The sequence below is a fragment of the Paenibacillus sp. FSL R5-0636 genome (genome assembly GCF_037974255.1).
Classification (GTDB): Bacteria; Bacillota; Bacilli; order Paenibacillales; family Paenibacillaceae; genus Paenibacillus_AQ; species Paenibacillus_AQ odorifer.
The window spans coordinates 1,438,482-1,457,646 of record NZ_CP150232.1; the positions used below are offsets into that span (position 1 = coordinate 1,438,482).

The 19,165-nt window shown below is 43.8% G+C and carries 16 protein-coding genes and 1 other annotated feature (1 of these 17 running past the window's edge); of the genes, 13 read left to right on the forward strand and 3 right to left on the reverse strand.

Going from position 1 to position 19,165, the window contains the following annotated elements:
• Positions 1 to 58 (forward strand) — a sequence feature (ribosomal protein L20 leader region); it begins 87 nt to the left of the window's first position.
• Positions 59 to 115: 57 nt separating this feature from the next.
• From infC to rplT, 3 genes are read left to right on the forward strand one after another with little or no spacing between them, the layout of a single operon-like run.
• Complete coding sequence (gene infC, locus MKX34_RS06330; RefSeq protein ID WP_036679510.1) at positions 116 to 613, forward strand: translation initiation factor IF-3; 498 nt, start codon at positions 116 to 118, stop codon at positions 611 to 613.
• 60 nt (positions 614 to 673) lie between these two features.
• Complete coding sequence (gene rpmI, locus MKX34_RS06335) at positions 674 to 874, forward strand: 50S ribosomal protein L35 (protein WP_036679507.1); 201 nt, start codon at positions 674 to 676, stop codon at positions 872 to 874.
• Positions 875 to 905: 31 nt separating this feature from the next.
• Positions 906 to 1,265 (forward strand): 50S ribosomal protein L20, encoded by a 360-nt coding sequence (gene rplT, locus MKX34_RS06340; protein ID WP_036679505.1) that lies wholly within the window; start codon positions 906 to 908, stop codon positions 1,263 to 1,265.
• A gap of 129 nt (positions 1,266 to 1,394) precedes the next feature.
• On the opposite strand, the gene MKX34_RS06345 is transcribed toward rplT, so the two are convergent.
• A complete protein-coding gene (locus MKX34_RS06345) occupies positions 1,395 to 1,937 on the reverse strand; it encodes an acyl-CoA thioesterase (RefSeq protein WP_051491073.1) in 543 nt (180 codons plus the stop codon).
• A 309-nt stretch (positions 1,938 to 2,246) separates the two neighbouring features.
• On the opposite strand from MKX34_RS06345, the gene MKX34_RS06350 reads away from it, so the two are divergent.
• The 5 genes from MKX34_RS06350 to MKX34_RS06370 all read left to right on the forward strand — a co-directional run bounded on the left by MKX34_RS06350 (position 2,247) and on the right by MKX34_RS06370 (position 7,551).
• Positions 2,247 to 3,296, forward strand: coding sequence for a BMP family ABC transporter substrate-binding protein (locus tag MKX34_RS06350; protein WP_036679503.1), 1,050 nt, complete (start codon positions 2,247 to 2,249; stop codon positions 3,294 to 3,296).
• Between the two features lie 179 nt (positions 3,297 to 3,475).
• Positions 3,476 to 5,014, forward strand: coding sequence for an ABC transporter ATP-binding protein (locus MKX34_RS06355; protein WP_036679500.1), 1,539 nt, complete (start codon positions 3,476 to 3,478; stop codon positions 5,012 to 5,014).
• On the forward strand, positions 5,007 to 6,080 hold the full coding sequence (locus MKX34_RS06360) for an ABC transporter permease (protein WP_036679498.1): 1,074 nt from the start codon (positions 5,007 to 5,009) through the stop codon (positions 6,078 to 6,080). Before MKX34_RS06355 ends, MKX34_RS06360 begins: the two co-directional genes overlap by 8 nt.
• Positions 6,081 to 7,037 (forward strand): ABC transporter permease, encoded by a 957-nt coding sequence (locus MKX34_RS06365; protein WP_036679496.1) that lies wholly within the window; start codon positions 6,081 to 6,083, stop codon positions 7,035 to 7,037.
• 184 nt (positions 7,038 to 7,221) lie between these two features.
• The gene (locus MKX34_RS06370; RefSeq protein WP_036679494.1) at positions 7,222 to 7,551 is read left to right on the forward strand and encodes a hypothetical protein; all 330 of its coding nucleotides are present in this window, start codon (positions 7,222 to 7,224) and stop codon (positions 7,549 to 7,551) included.
• A gap of 22 nt (positions 7,552 to 7,573) precedes the next feature.
• Here MKX34_RS06370 and MKX34_RS06375 read toward each other — a convergent pair whose 3' ends face one another.
• Positions 7,574 to 8,020: a GNAT family N-acetyltransferase gene (locus MKX34_RS06375; protein WP_036679492.1), complete on the reverse strand. Its 447-nt coding sequence runs from the start codon at positions 8,018 to 8,020 to the stop codon at positions 7,574 to 7,576.
• 591 nt (positions 8,021 to 8,611) lie between these two features.
• On the opposite strand from MKX34_RS06375, the gene ilvB reads away from it, so the two are divergent.
• The 5 genes from ilvB to MKX34_RS06400 all read left to right on the forward strand — a co-directional run bounded on the left by ilvB (position 8,612) and on the right by MKX34_RS06400 (position 17,898).
• Complete coding sequence (gene ilvB / locus MKX34_RS06380) at positions 8,612 to 10,354, forward strand: biosynthetic-type acetolactate synthase large subunit (RefSeq protein WP_036679490.1); 1,743 nt, start codon at positions 8,612 to 8,614, stop codon at positions 10,352 to 10,354.
• Positions 10,351 to 10,839 carry an acetolactate synthase small subunit gene (gene ilvN / locus MKX34_RS06385; protein ID WP_170914191.1) on the forward strand — a complete coding sequence of 163 codons (489 nt, stop codon included), beginning with the start codon at positions 10,351 to 10,353 and terminating at the stop codon, positions 10,837 to 10,839. The genes ilvB and ilvN overlap by 4 nt, the downstream gene beginning before the upstream one ends.
• 177 nt (positions 10,840 to 11,016) lie before the next feature.
• Positions 11,017 to 12,009 (forward strand): ketol-acid reductoisomerase, encoded by a 993-nt coding sequence (ilvC, locus tag MKX34_RS06390; RefSeq protein ID WP_036679485.1) that lies wholly within the window; start codon positions 11,017 to 11,019, stop codon positions 12,007 to 12,009.
• Between the two features lie 102 nt (positions 12,010 to 12,111).
• Complete coding sequence (locus MKX34_RS06395; RefSeq protein ID WP_036679482.1) at positions 12,112 to 13,653, forward strand: 2-isopropylmalate synthase; 1,542 nt, start codon at positions 12,112 to 12,114, stop codon at positions 13,651 to 13,653.
• Positions 13,654 to 13,941: 288 nt separating this feature from the next.
• Positions 13,942 to 17,898 (forward strand): collagen binding domain-containing protein, encoded by a 3,957-nt coding sequence (locus tag MKX34_RS06400; RefSeq protein ID WP_339204611.1) that lies wholly within the window; start codon positions 13,942 to 13,944, stop codon positions 17,896 to 17,898.
• Between the two features lie 67 nt (positions 17,899 to 17,965).
• On the opposite strand, the gene MKX34_RS06405 is transcribed toward MKX34_RS06400, so the two are convergent.
• Positions 17,966 to 19,111 carry a response regulator gene (locus MKX34_RS06405; RefSeq protein WP_051491105.1) on the reverse strand — a complete coding sequence of 382 codons (1,146 nt, stop codon included), beginning with the start codon at positions 19,109 to 19,111 and terminating at the stop codon, positions 17,966 to 17,968.
• Between the last annotated feature and the right edge of the window lie 54 nt (positions 19,112 to 19,165).

A 19,165-nucleotide genomic window follows, 5' to 3' on the forward strand; every position in this document is an offset into this window, starting at 1 on the left:
ATGAACGTTGATCAAACACGGGGTGTCGGGTGTTACCGGCACCCCTTTTTTATGGAGTTACGTGAGAATAGTTGTTAAAAAGATCCGGAGGTGGAGAGTTATCAGTAAGGAACATATGATCAATGATGAAATTCGGGCCAAAGAGGTACGGTTGGTTGGTGCGGAAGGTGAGCAAATCGGAATTAAACCGATCCGCGAAGCGCTGCAAATGGCGATCGATCTTAATCTGGATCTAGTCAATGTAGCACCACAGGCTAAGCCGCCGGTATGCCGCATCATGGATTACGGCAAGTTCCGTTATGAAACGCAGAAGAAAGAGAAGGAAGCGCGTAAAAACCAGAAGGTCGTTGATATCAAGGAAGTCTGGTTCCGTGCTAACATTGAGGAACATGATTATCAAACTAAGTTCCGCAATGTGATCAAGTTCTTGGGTGAGGGCGATAAAGTGAAGTGCTCCGTACGTTTCCGCGGACGTGAGATTACACACGCGAATATCGGCCAAAAAATCCTCGAACGAGTGAAGAACGAAGTGGCTGATATATCTGTTGTTGAGCGCCAGCCAAAGCTGGAAGGCCGCAGCATGATTATGATTTTGGCTCCTAAAGCTCAATAAATCTGGAGTCACTTGCTTATCTGCAATTTGGCGCCGCATAATATTCAAGGAGGAAACACCATGCCTAAGATGAAAACACACAGCAGCCTGAAAGGCCGCTTCAAAATTACCGGAACTGGTAAAGTAACACGTTACAAAGCTCACAAAAACCACTTGCTGTCCCACAAATCTAAACGCGCTAAGCGCGTTCTGAACGGAAATCCAGTAATGGCCCCTGGGGATGTAAGACGTTTGAAACAAGGATTGGCTAACTTGAAATAGTTTATTACACATTTTTGGGAGGTTTATTAATATGGCAAGAGTTAAGGGCGGATTTGTAGTTCGTCGTAAACATAAAAAAGTGTTGAAATTGGCAAAAGGTTATTTCGGTTCTAAACACCGTATTTTTAAAACAGCTAAAGAACAAGTAATGAAATCGATGGTTTACGCTTACCGCGACCGTCGTCAAACTAAACGTAACTTCCGCAGACTGTGGATCGTTCGTATTAATGCAGCAGCTCGTTTGAACGGTCTTTCTTACAGCAAGCTTGTATACGGCCTGAAATTGGCTGGTGTAGAAGTTAACCGTAAGATGCTGGCTGATCTGGCTGTGAATGATCTTAACGCATTCAACTCCTTGGCTGGTATTGCTAAAGAGAAAATCAACGCGTAAGTGTTGTAATATAACCGAAAAGCACCGCCTGCGGGTTGCCCATGCAGCGGTGCTTTTTTGTGCGGTAAGATAGGTAGGAAGCAGCATTGGGTTTCCCTACATAAAAGAAAAAGCTCTGCGGATGCAGAACTATTCCCAATACTTTATGGTATTTAATTGAGCAGCGAGCTTTTTGCTGATGTTGCGGCGTACTTTTCGCAGCTCGGAACGTTCATTAGCGGATTCATTGATCAGCTTCTCTTCGTCTGTCTCTGGGATAATAGCTGGAACCGGAGTAGGTGTGCCATCCTCTTCGACTGCGACAAAGGTTAGAAATGAAGTGGCAGCGACAGCGCGCTCTCCAGTATATAGATTTTCTGAAATGATCTTTACAAACACCTCTATGCTTGTCCGTCCAGTCCAGGAGACGAAGGATTCAAAACATACGGAGTCAGTAGGCCGAATGGGTCTCAAGAAGTCTACAGAGTCTGTAGAGGCTGTGACGACGTTAGTCCGACAATGGCGCATAGCTGAAATGGAGGCTACTTCATCGATGCCGCTCATAAGCTTGCCGCCGAATAATGTTTTGTGATTATTGACATCATTAGGGAAAACGCGTCCGGTTTTGAAGACACGGGATTCACGGCAATATTTGAAGGCCGGTGTTGTTTGTGGATTTATTTCTTCGGTCATGATCTGATAACTTCCTTTCAGTGCAATTACTAAGGAATCATAATAATAGAAAACACTTAAGTGTGCAATAATATTTGTAATGTGTTGGAATACTATACAGAGTAAAATCAGGGTTTCTGACATTAACCAGACATAACTATAACATGCTATGTCATGGAAAGCGGTTACTTGCTAAAAAGTGCAAATTATTATTGACCTGAGGTCATTTATGCACTGGATTTTAGATTTTATTGCAGTTATAATTTGAACTAATGGAATGTCCAAGCAGAACACAGAAGACATCCAATATTTTAAGGGGGATTACATTCAATGAAAAAAGGTTTAAAGCTATCTCTTGCAATGTTGCTGTCTCTTACAGTCGTTTTGACAGGCTGTGGAAACAACAATAACAACGCCGCTAAAGGTGAAACTAATGCAGGAACCAATGCAGGAACAAACGCACCTAAATCCGATTTCAAATTTGGTATGGTTACTGACATTGGTGGCGTAAACGATAAATCGTTTAACCAATCCGCATGGGAAGCATTGCAAGCTCTTGAAAAAGAAACAGGTAGTGGCGTTAAGTACTTGCAAAGTAAATCAAATGCTGACTATGAGCCAAACCTTAACTCCTTCGTTAAAGATGGATACAACTTGACTTGGGGTATTGGTTTTGATCTTGGCGACGCAATTAAAAAAGTAGCTACTGAGAACCCAAATGCTAACTTGGCTATCATTGATAGCGTAGTTGAAGCTCCTAACGTAGCTTCCGTTACTTTCTCCGAAAATGAAGGTTCTTTCTTGGTTGGGGTGGTTGCTGGTCTGACTACAAAAACTAACAAAGTTGCATTCATCGGTGGTCTGGAAAGCCCTGTAATCAAACGTTTTGAAGCTGGCTTTAAAGCTGGTGTAGCAGCAGTTAACCCTTCAGCTAAAGTAACACCTACTTATGCTGGTGGTTATGACAAACCAGACGTTGGTAAATCTCTTGCAGCTACATTGTATAACGACGGAAACGACATTATCTTCCCTGCTGCTGGACAAACAGGAAATGGCGTATTCAACGAAGCTAAAGCTCGTAACAAAGCAGGCGGTTCTAAAGTATGGGTTATTGGTGTAGATAAAGACCAATCCATCGAGTTTGGTACTGACGTTACTTTGACTTCCATGATCAAACGTGTAGACGAAGCTGTTCTTAAAGTTTCTAAAGAAGTAATTGACGGTACGTTCAAGGGTGGTACTACAACCGTTCTTGGTCTGAAAGATAATGGTGTAGGTATTTCTGATACTAAGGACAACGTTTCTGAAGAGATCCTGGCTAAAGTTGAAGAATACAAAAAACAAATCATTGATGGAACAATCACTGTTCCTTCCGAGTAATAGTTAGTCTCCATTTATTGCATTACAATAAGGATCAAAGAATAAGGCCGGTGTTGTGCTGGCCTTATTCCTTGTTAAAGCACTGGTTATGATATGAGGAACATAGATATACCGCCTTACAAAGGGCGGTACATCCGTGTCTATAAGGTAGTTATATATTCTGTGATGAGGGTGATTCCATGAGTGCTGCGGCTCCTGTCGTAGAGTTGAAGCAAATCACAAAACGCTTTCCCGGTATTGTTGCTAACGATTCCATTAGCTTGACGCTTAAAAAGGGTGAAATTCTTGCATTGCTTGGTGAGAATGGTGCAGGCAAGTCCACTTTAATGAATATTGTATTTGGATTGTATCAACCGGATGAAGGCAGTATTGAAATCGACGGGAAACCGGTTATTATTGATAACCCCAATAAAGCTATTGAGCTTGGTATTGGTATGGTTCATCAGCATTTCAAGCTTGTGGAGCCTTTTACGGTGACCGAGAATATTGTTCTTGGGATGGAGCCGAAAAAAGGTCTTAAAATTGACTATAAATCCGCTGCGGAACAGGTTCGGAAGCTATCGGAGCAATATGGCCTGCAAGTGAATCCAAATGCCGTTATTCATGACATTTCGGTAGGTATGCAGCAAAGGGTAGAGATTATGAAGACCCTGTACCGTGGAGCGGATATTCTCATATTTGATGAGCCGACCGCAGTACTTACGCCTCAAGAAATTACGGAACTCATGGCGATTATGAAGCGGCTTGTTGCAGAGGGAAAATCCATTATTTTGATCACGCATAAGCTTAAAGAAATCATGCAAATATCTGATCGGGTCACCATTATTAGACGTGGGAAAGTAATTGATACTGTGAATACCGCAGAGACTAACCCTAATGAGCTAGCTGAAAAAATGGTTGGGCGTGGCGTAACTTTCAAAGTGGACAAGAAAGCTCCTGAGGTTGGCCAATCTGTACTCAAACTGAAGGATGTCAGCAGTAAGAGTAAAGACGGGGTTTCCGTACTGGATGGTCTTAGCTTTGAAGTTAAAGCAGGGGAAATTCTCGGGATTGCTGGCGTAGATGGCAATGGACAAAGTGAGTTGATCCAGGCCATTACAGGTCTGCGCAAAATTGATTCGGGTTCGATTACCGTGTCTGGCAATGAAATTGCTAATTTATCACCGCGGAAGGTTTCAGAGATGAATGTCTCTCATATTCCTGAGGACCGCCACAAGCATGGGTTAGTGCTTGATTTCACCATGAGTGAGAATATGGTTTTGGAAACCTATTATAAGAGTCCTTACAACAAAAATGGCTTTTTGCAAAATGATGTCATTGATAAGTACGCAGCGAAGCTTATAGAGCAATTTGATGTACGTACACCTTCAATAGAGACCAAAGCCCGTTCTTTATCCGGCGGAAATCAACAGAAAGCGATTATTGCGCGGGAAATAGATAAAAATCCGACATTGTTAATTGCCGCACAACCTACACGCGGTCTAGATGTTGGGGCTATCGAATTTGTTCAGAAGCAACTCATAGCTCAGCGTGATCAAGGAAAGGCTGTTCTACTTATTTCCTTTGAATTGGACGAGATTATGAACGTTTCTGACAGAATCGCTGTTATCTATGAAGGGAAAATTGTCGGTGAAGTGTTCCCGCAAGATACGAATGATCAGGAACTGGGTCTTATGATGGCAGGCAGCTTGCAGCGGGGAGGTAAGGCAGTTGAATAAGTTCAAAAAAATCTTCACAACTGACAGCTACATCGTTCCTCTGGTTGCCATCGTGCTTGGTTTTCTTGTGGGAGCAATAGTTATGCTTCTGGGCGGTTATGATCCGATAACTGCTTACTCCGCACTGTTCAAACGGGTGTTTGGTAATTTGTATAACTTTGGTGAAGCTGTGCGCGAAATGACACCATTAATGCTTACAGGGCTAGCCGTAGCTTTCGCATTCCGTTCAGGGATGTTTAATATCGGGGCAGATGGCCAAGTAATGATTGGTATGACAGCGGCAACAGTGGTGGGTATTAAGATGGCAGGTCTGCCGTCCTTCCTGCTTGTCCCGCTTGCTGTAATTATTGCGGGTCTCTGCGGTGGTTTATGGGCAGGGATTGCCGGTTATTTGAAAGCAAAACGTGGGATTAACGAAGTTATTACCACAATCATGTTAAACTGGATCGCTCTTTACCTGTCGAATTATATCGTTAGAAACTTTTTGTTGCTTCCAGGACAAAATCGTTCCGAGGATATTCCGGCCTCACTTTCCATGACCTTTTTGAATTCGATATTTGATAATGCACGTCTACACTGGGGTACAGCTATTGCTCTTGCTGCAGCGGTATTCTTCTATGTGTACTTATGGAAGACCAAGCAGGGCTACGAAATGCGTGCAGTTGGTTACAATCCACATGCTGCCGAATATGCAGGGATGAATGTTGGACGTAACGTTATGAAGGCAATGTTCATAAGTGGTGTATTCGCCGGTCTGGCCGGAGCAGGAGAGGTGCTTGGTGTATTCCATTATCAAGCTATTTTCGCGGCATCGCCAGGATATGGATTTGATGGTATCGCCGTTGCTCTTCTTGGTTTAACACATCCACTTGGTGTTATTCTGGCTGCGATTCTCTACGGTACGCTGACTTATGGTTCTGCGGGTATGAGTTTTGCTGCAGATGTTCCACCGGAGCTTATTCGTATCGTTATTGGTTCAATCATATTCTTTATTGCGGCACAAGGGATTGTGCGCTGGGTGCTTAAGCCCTTTTACTTCAAGCGCAAGAAAGAGAAGGTGTTATAGATGGATCTGCAGACGTTAGGTCAACTGCTTAATACAACGCTTGTTTTTTCCACAGCGCTCATTTTTGCCTCACTTGGTGGCATCTTCTCTGAACGTTCCGGTGTCGTAAACATTGGACTTGAAGGTTTGATGATGTTTGGTGCCTTTGCGGCAGCAGTAGGCGGTTATTATGCTCAGGACGCTGGAATGGGCGAATGGGCTCCTTGGGTTGGTGTACTCTGTGCTATAGCTGTTGGTGTGCTAGGCTCACTAATTCATGCGGTTGCATCTATAACCTTTAAATCTGATCAGACGATTAGTGGTACGGTTATTAACTTTTTAGCTGCAGGAAGCACGCTCTATATGGTAAAGCTCCTGTTTGATGGATCTGCTGAAACTCCGATCATTGACGGATTCAGCAAGGTTGCAATTCCTGGGCTCTCCAAAATCCCAGTGATTGGTGAAGGGATTTTTAATTCCTATCCTACAACTTATCTGGCCATAATACTGGTCATCGTTATTTATTTGGTTCTGTTTAAGACGCCATTTGGATTGCGTTTGCGTGCAGTAGGTGAGCATCCAAGTGCTGCAGATACACTGGGTGTAAAAGTTAATCGGATGAGATATATCGGTGTAATGTTGAGTGGATTGATGGCGGGTATTGGTGGGGCTACAATCACTTTAACAACAACCGGAACCTTTGGACATAATACAATCTCTGGTCAAGGTTTTATCGCCATTGCAGCGATGATTTTTGGGAAATGGAATCCACTTGGCGCCTTTGGTGCAGCGGTATTCTTCGGATTCTCCCAAGCGATTCGCAACTATGTTCAATTGTATGAGTGGTCACAAAATATTCCTCAAGAGTTTATCTTTATGATCCCTTATGTACTGACTATCATCGTACTGGTAGGGGCTGTAGGCCGTTCCTCTGCTCCTAAGGCATTAGGTCAGCCATACGATCCTGGTAAGCGATAGACATGTAACTATTCAAAGCCGTATTTCCGGTCTTTTCCCGGAAATACGGCTTTTTTATTAGGATCAGCAAGGATAAACATTGAGGTAGGAGGGCAAGTGTACAGGCGAAGGTCCTTTCCAACGAATAGACTGTTTTGTAGATGATGCGAATGAGAGGCGTACAAAACATTTAGGAGGGGATCATATGACTAAGCCAGTTACGAAGAAGCAAGTTATGAGACTCGTAGGTAAGCAGATCATTGCAGTAAAAAAAGACGGTACTCAGGTGACAGGTAAACTGTTGCGTGTATCCGGAAATCGTCTGATATTACAACGCGTAAGTGGTAAAAAAGTACAAACCAAAGCAATCATTCCTTTAGTGTTGTTTGATTTGCTTGCCATTGGTACAGCACCTTATGCTTTTGGTGGTGGCTATGGCGGTGGAGTGCCTTATGGTGGAGGTCCTGGCTATGGCAATCCTTATGGAGGCTATGGGTACGGAGGCACACCCTATCCACCTTTCGGATTCTTTTAAGTTCAGTTGAGTTTTGATTTAATTAGATGAACCTTTTTTCCAGTTCGTAACAGAAGCTTAGGGATTGATAACGGGCTACGCTGTAGCCCAATTTTTGATAAAAGGCAAGAGCTGCTGTATTTCCTAAATCGACGGATACCTTAGCCCGATGACATCCGCGTGATAGTGCAAATCGTTCTGCTCGATCCATGAGCATATTCCCCAAGTGTTTGCGCCGTGCTGCGGGTGCTATGGCTAACATATCGATATAAAGTAAATCACCATGCAGCAGGAAATGGACAAACCCCATTGGATCACTCTCATAGTCGGGACAGGCGACTAAGGTGATACCGTGTCCCAGACGACGGGGGATATCTTTTTTGATTTTGGCAATTTCAGTCTTTGGCAAATGAGATAATGGTACAAGCTGTCGCTCGATTAAATCAAGGATAATGACGTCATCCTGCTTGGGTCGACGATAACGGATCATAGAGCGCCCCCTTTCTACGCATTGTCGTACATCATATGTCGGGAGCGGGGTGGGGGTTCCCAGCACGTAGAAGTAGGAGTTGTGACAATATTAAAAATAAGGGTATTGACTTATCCATGTTAGGAATCATATAATGTGTCTAAACATTTTATCGAACATACATGTATCGGCAATGATGAGGACGAAGTTTTAAGGGCTCTTTTGCTCAGAGAGTGTGAGGATCTGCTGCAACCTCCACCGAAATCCCTTATATACGAGCTCACCTCGGAGCTGTTTTCCTGAAAGGTCCACTGGCTAGAGTGGTGGAATTATTAGGGGAAATCGTTTAGTCCGCGTTAGGGACTTCAGGTTACAGAGATTAGGGCCCTTGCCTACATCGATGGATTTTTGTATACCTGATAAGGCGTTGCATCGCGAGATGTAATGCAAACATGGGTGGTACCACGGAAGATCAACCTTTCGTCCCTCACGCGCTAATACTGTGCGTGGGAGGCGAAAGGTTTTTTTGTTTTATAAGGAACCATTTGCTGATGTATAAAGGACGGTCCGTCATTTGCATAATGAATGTTAAATATCGGAGGAGGAATACTGATGAGCGCGCAAATACCGGAATTACGGTCTACTGAGCAGTTAAAAGAAAAATGGATGGAGCCGGAGGTCATTTCCGGTTCCGAGATATTACTCCGCAGCCTTGTATTAGAAGGTGTAGACACTGTATTCGGATATCCGGGTGGAGCTGTATTGTACATCTATGATGCATTGTACGGTTTTACGGATTTCAATCACGTGTTAACACGTCATGAGCAAGGTGCTATTCATGCAGCTGACGGTTACGCTAGAGCAAGTGGCAAACCAGGGGTATGTATTGCTACCTCGGGTCCCGGAGCAACGAATCTTGTAACAGGTATTGCTACAGCATATATGGACTCCACTCCATTGGTTGTAATCACAGGTAACGTATTCTCCAGCCTGATCGGTACAGATGCTTTCCAGGAAGCAGACATTACCGGGATAACGATGCCAATTACTAAGCATAGCTACTTTGTAAGAGATGTTGAGGATCTCCCGCGTGTTATACATGAAGCTTTCCATGTGGCGAATACCGGTCGTAAAGGTCCAGTGTTGATCGATATTCCGAAAGACGTGTCAGCAGCGAAGACGTTGTTCACACCAGTGAAAACAGTGAATCTTAGGGGCTACAATCCTTGTACAGTTCCAAACAAACTGCAGCTTGATAAATTGGTTCGTGCGATTGCGGTTGCTGAACGTCCGATTATCATTGCAGGTGGTGGAGTTATTTACTCCGGAGCACATGAAGCTATGTTCGAATTCGTGAAACGGACAGAGATTCCAATTACTACAACCTTGCTGGGTCTCGGAGCTTTCCCTAGTGCAGAAGAACTTTGGATGGGAATGCCGGGTATGCATGGTACGTATACCGCGAATAATGCGATTCAACAGTGCGATTTGCTCATTAATATCGGTGCACGTTTTGATGATCGTGTTACTGGCAGACTGGACGGCTTCGCGCCAAAAGCCAAAATCGTGCATATCGATATAGACCCTGCAGAAATCGGGAAAAATGTATCGCCTGATATTCCGATTGTAGGCGATGTGAAAACTGTATTGGAAATGCTGAATCCTGAGGTTGGCCGCGCATCTAATGCTGATGCTTGGAGAACACAGATTGCTCAGTGGAAGCTAGATCAGCCGCTTCGGTATAAGGATTCAGAAACAGAGCTTAAACCACAATGGGTGATTGAAATGATCAATGACACCACTAAAGGTGAAGCGATTGTCACAACGGATGTTGGTCAGCATCAAATGTGGGCTGCACAATACTATAAGTTCAATCATCCGCGTTCATGGATTACTTCAGGCGGTCTTGGAACGATGGGCTTCGGATTCCCGTCAGCTATCGGTGCACAGATGGCACATCCTGAACGGTTGGTAGTATCGATTAATGGTGATGGCGGCATGCAAATGTGTTCCCAAGAGCTAGCAATATGTGCGATTAACAATATACCAGTCAAAATTGTAGTAATTAACAATCAGGTGCTTGGCATGGTTCGCCAATGGCAGAATCTTATCTATGATAAACGTTACAGCTTTACAGATCTCGCAGGCAGTCCTGACTTCGTTAAGCTGGCTGAGGCCTATGGCGTAAAAGGTCTACGGGCGACGAATAAGGAAGAAGCACGTGATGCATGGCAGAAGGCACTGGAAACACCGGGTCCAGTATTGGTAGAATTCGTTGTTCCAAAAGACGAGAATGTCTACCCGATGGTAACTCAAGGTTCAACCATCGATCATATGCTGATGGGGGATGAATAACAGTGACAAGACATACGATTTCTGTACTCGTAAATGACCAGCCGGGTGTGCTTCAACGGGTGTCGGGTTTGTTCGGTCGCCGCGGATTTAATATTGAGAGTATTACGGTTGGCCAGTCTGAAGAGGTTGGATTGTCCCGGATGGTTATCGTTACTCTTGGAGACCAGCATACGCTTGAACAAATCGAGAAGCAGCTCTACAAGTTAATTGATGTAATTAAAGTCGTTGATCTTGGATCTAAGCCAATGGTTGCTCGTGAGCTGGCTCTGATTAAAGTGAATGCTGATCCAAGTGAGCGTCCGGAAATTATGGGCGTTGTAGAAACCTTCCGGGCTTCAGTTGTTGATATTGGCAGCACTACATTGTTAGTACAGGTAGTTGGAGATACAGTGAAGATTGATGCGATGATCGAGCTTTTGAAACCTTATGGAATCAGAGAGCTGTCTCGCACGGGTATTACGGCTATGGTACGCGGTAACTCTTAAATATTTTATTTTGCGACTTTAACGGATTACTGCTTGATTGCATTAATCTGATATGATATGAATGAACTTCCCGCTAAAGAGCGGGAGCTTGAGGAGCAGCTAGATCTTCTATGAATCCAGTTCTCTTGAAGCACCCGCTCTTTATGATGGGTCTCAAATTAAAGGAGGATATTGACAATGGCAGTTACAACGTACTATGAACAGGATGCAGAACTTAGTGTATTAAAAGGAAAGACAATTGCGGTAATCGGGTACGGTAGCCAAGGACATGCCCAAGCACAAAACCTGCGTGACAGTGGTCTTCAAGTTGTCATCGGTCTTCGTGAAGGTAAATCTTTTGAAACTGCGAAAAATGACGGTTTTGAAGTATTGCCAGTTGCTGAAGCAGTATCCCGTGCAGATGTTGTGCAAATCCTAATGCCAGATGAAACACAGGCTTCGGTATATAAAAATGAAGTAGAACCAAACCTCAAAAAAGGCGCAGCTTTGATGTTCTCCCACGGATTTAACGTACACTTTGGACAAATCGTTGCTCCTAAAGATGCAGACGTGCTGCTTGTAGCACCAAAATCTCCAGGTCACATGGTTCGTCGTACTTATGTTGAAGGCTTTGGCGTTCCTGGCTTGATTGCTATCGAACAAGATGCAACTGGAAAAGCTAAAGAAATCGGTCTTGCTTATGCAAAAGGTATCGGCTGTACACGTGCAGGGGTTATCGAAACTTCTTTCCGTGAAGAAACCGAAACTGACTTGTTCGGTGAACAAGCTGTACTTTGCGGTGGTGTATCCGCACTGATCAAAGCTGGCTTCGAAACATTGACTGAAGCAGGATATGCTCCTGAAATGGCTTACTTCGAATGTCTGCACGAATTGAAGCTGATCGTTGACATGGTATACGAAGGCGGATTGTCCAGCATGCGCGATTCCATCAGTAACACTGCTGAGTACGGTGACTATGTAACTGGACCACGCATTGTAACTGAAGATACTAAAAAAGCTATGAAAGCTGTTCTGACAGATATTCAAGAAGGTAAATTCGCTCGTGACTTTATCCTTGAAAACCAATCCGGACGTGCTTTCCTTACCGCTACTCGCCGCAACGAAGCTGCTCACCCAGTAGAAGTTGTAGGTAGCCAATTGCGTGAAATGATGCACTGGATTAAGAAATAATCATAATCATACTTATGATTAAATAGTATTACCTTCAAATGCGGCCGTGACTTTGCGAGCCGCATTTGAGAGTTTCAGCACAATTTTTGGGAGGTGCTTAGCATGCGGAAAATTTATGTGTTCGATACGACACTGCGAGATGGAGAGCAGTCACCAGGTGTGAACCTCAACACGCGTGAGAAAGTGGAGATCGCTTACCAGTTAGAGAAGCTGGGAATTGATCGCATGGAAGCGGGTTTTCCTGCAGCTTCTCCAGGTGATCTAGCTTCTGTTAATGCGGTGGCAAGAGCTGTGAAGAACGTCACGGTAATCGGCCTTTCTCGTTCTAGAGAGACAGATATTGATGCTGTAAAAGAAGCACTACAGGGAGCGCAGGACCCTTGTATTCATATTTTTCTAGCTACATCTCCTATTCACCGCCAGCATAAGCTACGGATGGATAAGGCTCAGGTGTTGGAAACTGCACAGTCTGCTATCCGATACGCTAAAAAATATTTCCCTAAGCTCGAGTTTTCATTAGAAGACGCGGGCCGTACGGAGTATGATTTCATGGCTGAAATGGTCGGCATGGCTATCCGGGAAGGCGCTAATGTTGTTAATATCCCGGATACTGTAGGTTATTTGAATCCTTCGGAGTACGGAGCTATCTTTAAATATCTAAAAGAGAATGTGCCTGATATTGAACGCGTACAGCTTAGTGCCCATTGTCATAACGATCTTGGTATGGCTACAGCAAATACGCTGGCTGCGATTCAGAATGGTGCAGATCAGATCGAAGGAACGATCAACGGTATCGGTGAACGTGCCGGGAACACAGCGATTGAAGAAGTTGCGCTAGCGCTTGAGACACGGGCTGAATTTTTTGGCGCAAAAACATCGCTTACGTTATCCGAGATCTCTCGCACAAGCCGTCTGGTCAGCAAGCTGACAGGTATGGTGGTTCCAGGGAATAAAGCGATTGTAGGAGCTAACGCATTTGCTCATGAATCGGGTATTCACCAGGACGGGATGCTGAAAGAGAAAACTACCTACGAGATCATGACACCGGAGACTATTGGACTTAAAGAGAGCAAGCTGGTACTCGGCAAACACTCTGGACGTCACGCTTTCCGCGATAAGTTGAGTGATCTAGGGTATGATGTGTCCGAAGAAGAGCTGAACACCGCTTTTTCTAGATTTAAGGATTTGGCAGATAAGAAAAAAGAAGTATCAGATGAAGACATTTTGGCTTTGATTGAAGAGAAATTAATTGATACGCCAGAAGTCTTTAAGCTGCAAACGATGTTCGTTACTTATGGTAATGAAGCTGTTCCAACCGCCAAGGTTATTATTGCGGGTCCGGAAGACCAGCCGATTGTAGCTGAGGCAGAAGGTAATGGTTCAGTAGATGCCATCTACAATGCTATTGATAAAGCCACGAATGAGGAAGTTACCCTTGGAGATTATTCGATTAAATCGGTCTCCCGTGGTAAAGATGCGCAAGGTGAGGTTCATGTAGTACTGTCGCAGGGAGAAGTAGCTGCACAAGGCCGTGGACTTAGCACCGATATTCTGGAAGCAAGTGCCCGCGCTTATATTGATGCGCTGAACAAGCTTCTGGAGAAGCGTAAGACTTACACCAAACGTGATCACGCTAGTCTATAAGATGTACAATGTTGTTATTTTTATTTTCCACTAAGTAGTAAATACGACAGGGATATGCGAGTTATTGCGCATATCCCTGTTTTTTTTGCAATAAAAAGATCTCCAAGACTGTAATAGGATGCTGTTCAGATTATGTATAGATGGACTATTTACAATAGTTGTTAGGTTGCAAATTTATATCATGAAAAAGAGTCAAGGAGGTTAATGCGGGGGAGTAGAGTACGGGATTCAAAGGATAAAGCTTAGGAAAGCACGATAAACGGAGTGACAAAGGAGGCATTTTTAATAATGTTATCAAAAAAGAAAATTAGCGCATTGCTCGTAGTATTCTTGCTTGTGACGCAATGGGCTTACAGCTTTGGCTTTGGAGTCAATTCGCAGGCATATGCGAGTGGCAACGGTACTGTAATTGGAGATGACCTCATTACTAGTGTTACGCTTGCTGTATACACCGATGATAAATACACAAATACGGTTACAGAAAGCGTATATGAACTTGATTCCTATTCGGAATTGAACTATACATGGTCACTTCCAGATGGGCATGGATATAAGGATGGGTCCACCTATACCTTTGATCTTCCAACACAGTTTGAACTTTATAACGATCTGAATGGTGATCTTATTTTTGACGATGAACCTGTAGGGACTTATACCGTCGACAAAAATACTAACCGCGTTGTATTTACATTTAATGCTTATATCGAAACCCACGATAAAGTGGGAGGGACTTTCTCCGTAAGGTCGCTTTTGAGCTCCAAGAAGATTACTGGCTCCACGAAGCAAACCCTGATTTTCCCGATACAAGGCGGTACTCAGACCATTGAGCTTAATTTTAAGCCGAAGGTTAGCTCTACTATAGAAAAAGACGGTTCGCCTAAGCCGCAGTATTATAACCCAACAAGCATCGCTTGGACGGTTGATGTGAATAAGGCACTGGAAAGCGTAAAAAATGCAGTTGTCACAGACACACTCCCTGCGGGATTATCACTGAATACGGTATCTATTGCTGTTTATGAGCTTGATGTGAAGGTCGATGGGACTGTGAGTCTTGGCAATATAGTGGACAGCAGCAAGTATGATGTGACAGGATCCACTTTGGGAGAGTTAAAGCTGAAATTTGCGGATAACCCGCTTACTAAGGCCTACCGGATTGGCTTTTCTACGGATATTACTGGTACTGGTGTAGATGCGAAAACCTTTTTGAATGAGGCAGTCTTAACAGGAGATAACGGATTTTCTAAAAAGGCTAGCACTACAGTTACAGTAGGACGTGGCAAACCACTATCGAAAGAGTCCACTAAATACGATGCAGCGAATCAGGTGATTTCCTGGGCTGTTAATTTCAATTACAATGAAAAAACAATTTTAGCGGCAAATGCTATTTTGAAGGATACATTCAATAACACCCAAGATCTGATTCTCAGCTCGGTTAAAGTTTATCCTGTAACGATCGACAGTAATGGCAACGGGGTTAAAAGCGCGGAAATCGCTTCAAGCGAATATACAATAACTCCAACAACTGCAACGGGATTAAATGGTTTTGATCTGAAATTTAACAATGATATTAATTCTGCCTACCGTATTGAATATCAGACAAAGGCAAATGGCAGAGTATTTGATGATGGCAAGATTACGAACAAGATTACTTATGATGGAAAAACAGAAACGGGTTACAGTGATATCAAGCAGCAAATTCTCCATAAAAATTATAGCAACGTTAATTATGCGACTAAGACCCTCGATTGGACTATCCAAATTAACGATGACAGCAAGACTATGGAAAATTTAGTGGTGACAGATACTTTTGGCAATGCCGGATTAAAGCTTGTCCCGGGTACATTAAAGGTTCAACCAACTAAAGGTGGAACTGCTACCGTCCATAGTGTTGTTTACAATGCGCATGATCCGGTTGCAGTAAACGATGGATTTTTGATTACTTTTAATGCGCCGATAAATGAGCCTTACACAATTACTTATACAACAAGCTTTAACTATGATTGGCTGGCTCCGGGCAAAACTCAATTCACTAATACAGGTGCACTCGATTGGAAAGAAACGGTTAATGGGGTGAAGGAGTCTAAGCATAAAGAAGCGACCGCAACCTTTAATCCAAGAGATGAGGTTAAAAACAATGGGAAGAAGAGTGGTTCCTACAATGCTGTAACTAAGGAGATCACTTGGAACATTGGGGCTAATTATAATCAGAAAACGTTAAGCCAAGCTCAACTGGTTGATACCATTTCAGCTGGCCAAGTTGTAAATATGGATTCTGTGAAAGTGAATAAATGGGAGTATGGAAAGGATGGAAATCCTTCTCCGCAAGCTAGTGTGAATTCTGCTGATTATAAAGTGGAGCTGGATGGCAGTGAGCTGAAGGTGACATTTAATAAAACGATTAATTATGCGTTCTACGTCACTTTCAAAACAACGTTCGCGGATCAAGCGATTGATTCAAATGAAATTAAAAATACAGCTACGTTATATGACGGTACGAAAGTAGAGTCCGCTAAACTGCAAGCTTCTGTTAATATCCCTCAGGGCGGGGAATACGTTAACAAAGAAGGTGCGCAGGATGGCAATAAAATTCATTGGACAATTTACATCAACCGTAACCAATCTTTTGTAAAAGAAGCGGTAATTACGGATATTCCAAGCGACAATCAAATCCTGCTGTCCAATACATTCCATGTCTACAAAACGAAAGTTGCGAGCAATGGGGATGTAACATCCACCAACCAAGAATTGGTGAGTGGTACAGATTATAAGCTGGAAATCACTACGGATAATGACGGAAAAGAAAGCTTTAAGCTTAGTTTCCTCAAGGATATTTCCGAAGCTTATATTTTAAAATATGATTCCCTGATCACAGCACAAAACAATGATAAAGTAACCAATCAGGTTAGTTTCGATGGTAAAAACATCAAGGTAGTTCCAGGTGTAAGTACCGAAGAAATTATCGTTAAGCTCTCTAGCGGCTCCGGTACAGGAAGCGGCGTAAGAGGACCGTTGACGATTACCAAAGTAGAAGACGGGAATACGAGTAAGGTGTTAAGTGGGGCCGTTTTTGATCTGTATCGCGTAGTTGATGCCGATAAGATCTGGATTAAGGAAGGCACTACGGATACCAACGGGATACTTGAATTTACTAAACTGACAGGTGGGAAATATGTATTAATTGAGAAAACAGCGCCTGCTGGTTATGTTCTTGATCAAACACCACATGAAGTGACTATTTCTTCGACGACAGGGATAAGCCTTGAGGTAAAAAACAAAGTTCCGACACCAACAGCAACGCCTATACCGACCGTAACGCCAGCACCAACGGTAACACCAACGCCAGCGCCAACAGCAACACCAACACCAACGTCGACGCCGACAGCAACGCCAACGTCGACGCCGACAGTAACACCAACGTCGACGCCAACAGTAACACCAACGTCGACGCCAACAGCAACACCAACGTCGACGCCGATAGTAACACCAACGTCGACGCCAACAGCAACACCAACGTCGACGCCAACAGCAACACCAACGTCGACGCCAACAGCAACACCAACGTCGACGCCAACAGCAACACCAACGTCGACGCCGACAGCAACACCAACGTCGACGCCGACAGCAACACCAACGTCGACGCCAGAGGAACCGACAGGTCCTATCTGGACACCATCACCGACTCCGGAAGTAGTCGTTACTTCTACGCCAACAGCAACACCAGTTGTGGTGGCAACACCTTCACCAACACCGATGGTAACGCCAGTGTCGACAGCAACGCCAACGGTTACGCCCACAGCTACTCCAAGCCAGCCTGTGGCAACTAGTACGCCTGTTGTTCCGCAGGTAACTCCACCTGTGCAGAAAGAGATTACCAATGAAGATGTTCCTATTGAAGGTGAAATTCCACTTGGGGGAGTGCCAAGCCTGGGAGATGAGCCGGGACATGGTAAAGTAATTATTACTAAGGATGGCAAATGGGTCTACACACCTGATCCGGGCTATATTGGTAAAGATAAGTTCACCATTATTGTTACAGATGAGAATGGAAATGAAGAAGAAATCCTCATAGAGATTGATGTGGAGGAAGTACCAAAGGGTACAGTCACTAAGCCAGGAAATAACAGCAATAAACCGACTCAGCTTCCGAAAACAGGAGAAGACAGCGCATTTCCGATCTACTTGGTAGGTGGAAGTCTGGTACTACTAGGGTTTGTATTAACAAGACGATTCAAACGTAATAACTAGGAAGGTAATAATAAAGACACCCGGTTTTATCCGGGTGTCTTTATTATGTCTTGATAGGGTATTTAGCTCATCGCACTCTATGGTTAAACTGTTCCCATTGCTCGTACCAGTGCTCAACGCTGGCTGGAAGGCCAAGGTTAAGTTCCTTTTGGAACAAATCCTTGAGCAGCTTGTACTGCTCTTCCACAGCGGAACGTTCTCCAATACTGTCGTAGACCTTCATTAATCCTAAATGCCCTTGTTCAAAATAAGGCTGCAGCTGCACTACTCGTTGATAGACAGTAACGGCCTCGGCAATTCTGTTGCTTTCTATATAAAATTGGGCAATGCCCATTGCATGGTGCAGCCAAATGGTACGAAGGCGTTGCCGCTCACTTTCGGCCCATAAATAATCATAATCGTCAAAGTAATCTCCAGAATAAAGCTCGAATAAAACTTGATGCTCCGCACAATTAACTTCACTAATGGTTTCCAGAGCCAGAATCCCCTGTTCCCACTTATCTACATCGATCAACATTGATCCGGTTTCAAGGGTATAGCCTTCCCCCCCGCTAAGGTTGCTGATATGCAGGTCGACTTCATTCTGCTTTAAGCATTGCCGGACTTGATAAATTGTTGTATAGAGATGGGTAGAAGCCTTTTTCAGATTAAAGTCAGGCCACAGCAGTTCAATCAGCATGTCTTTACTTACAAAGCGGTTGCGATTATGGAGCAAAAAAGCAAATAACTCTTGGGCCTTAGAGGTTCTCCAACGCAGATTATTCAGAGATTGTCCGCCTCGTTCAAAACGAAGCGATTGAAGACAACGAATGGTTACCTCTTCTGTTGCAATGATGAGTTTTGGGGCAAGTGACAATCTTTCTTCTAACCGTTGGACGGCCTTCAGTAGTCGGTCATTTCGCACAGGCTTCAAAATATAATCGAGCGCATTGATCTCAAAGGCTTCCACAGCATAATGGTTATACGCGGTAACAAAGATAATATTTGCGTTTGGACAGGTCTCTTGGAGCATCTCCGCAGCTTGAAGACCATTAATTTCAGGCATTTCAATATCAATAAAAATAACGTCAGGATGATAAGACGGAGCCTCTTGAATGGCCTGCGAGGGGTCCGTATAGGAAGCGGCTATATGTATGGATGGTATTTTTTTTAACATAAACTCTAATTTCACAAGGGCAAGCCGTTCATCGTCAACTAATATTGCCTGAATCATTATTAATCACCACTCAGATATAGTATTTTAGCCAAAAATACGTCGAATCCTTAC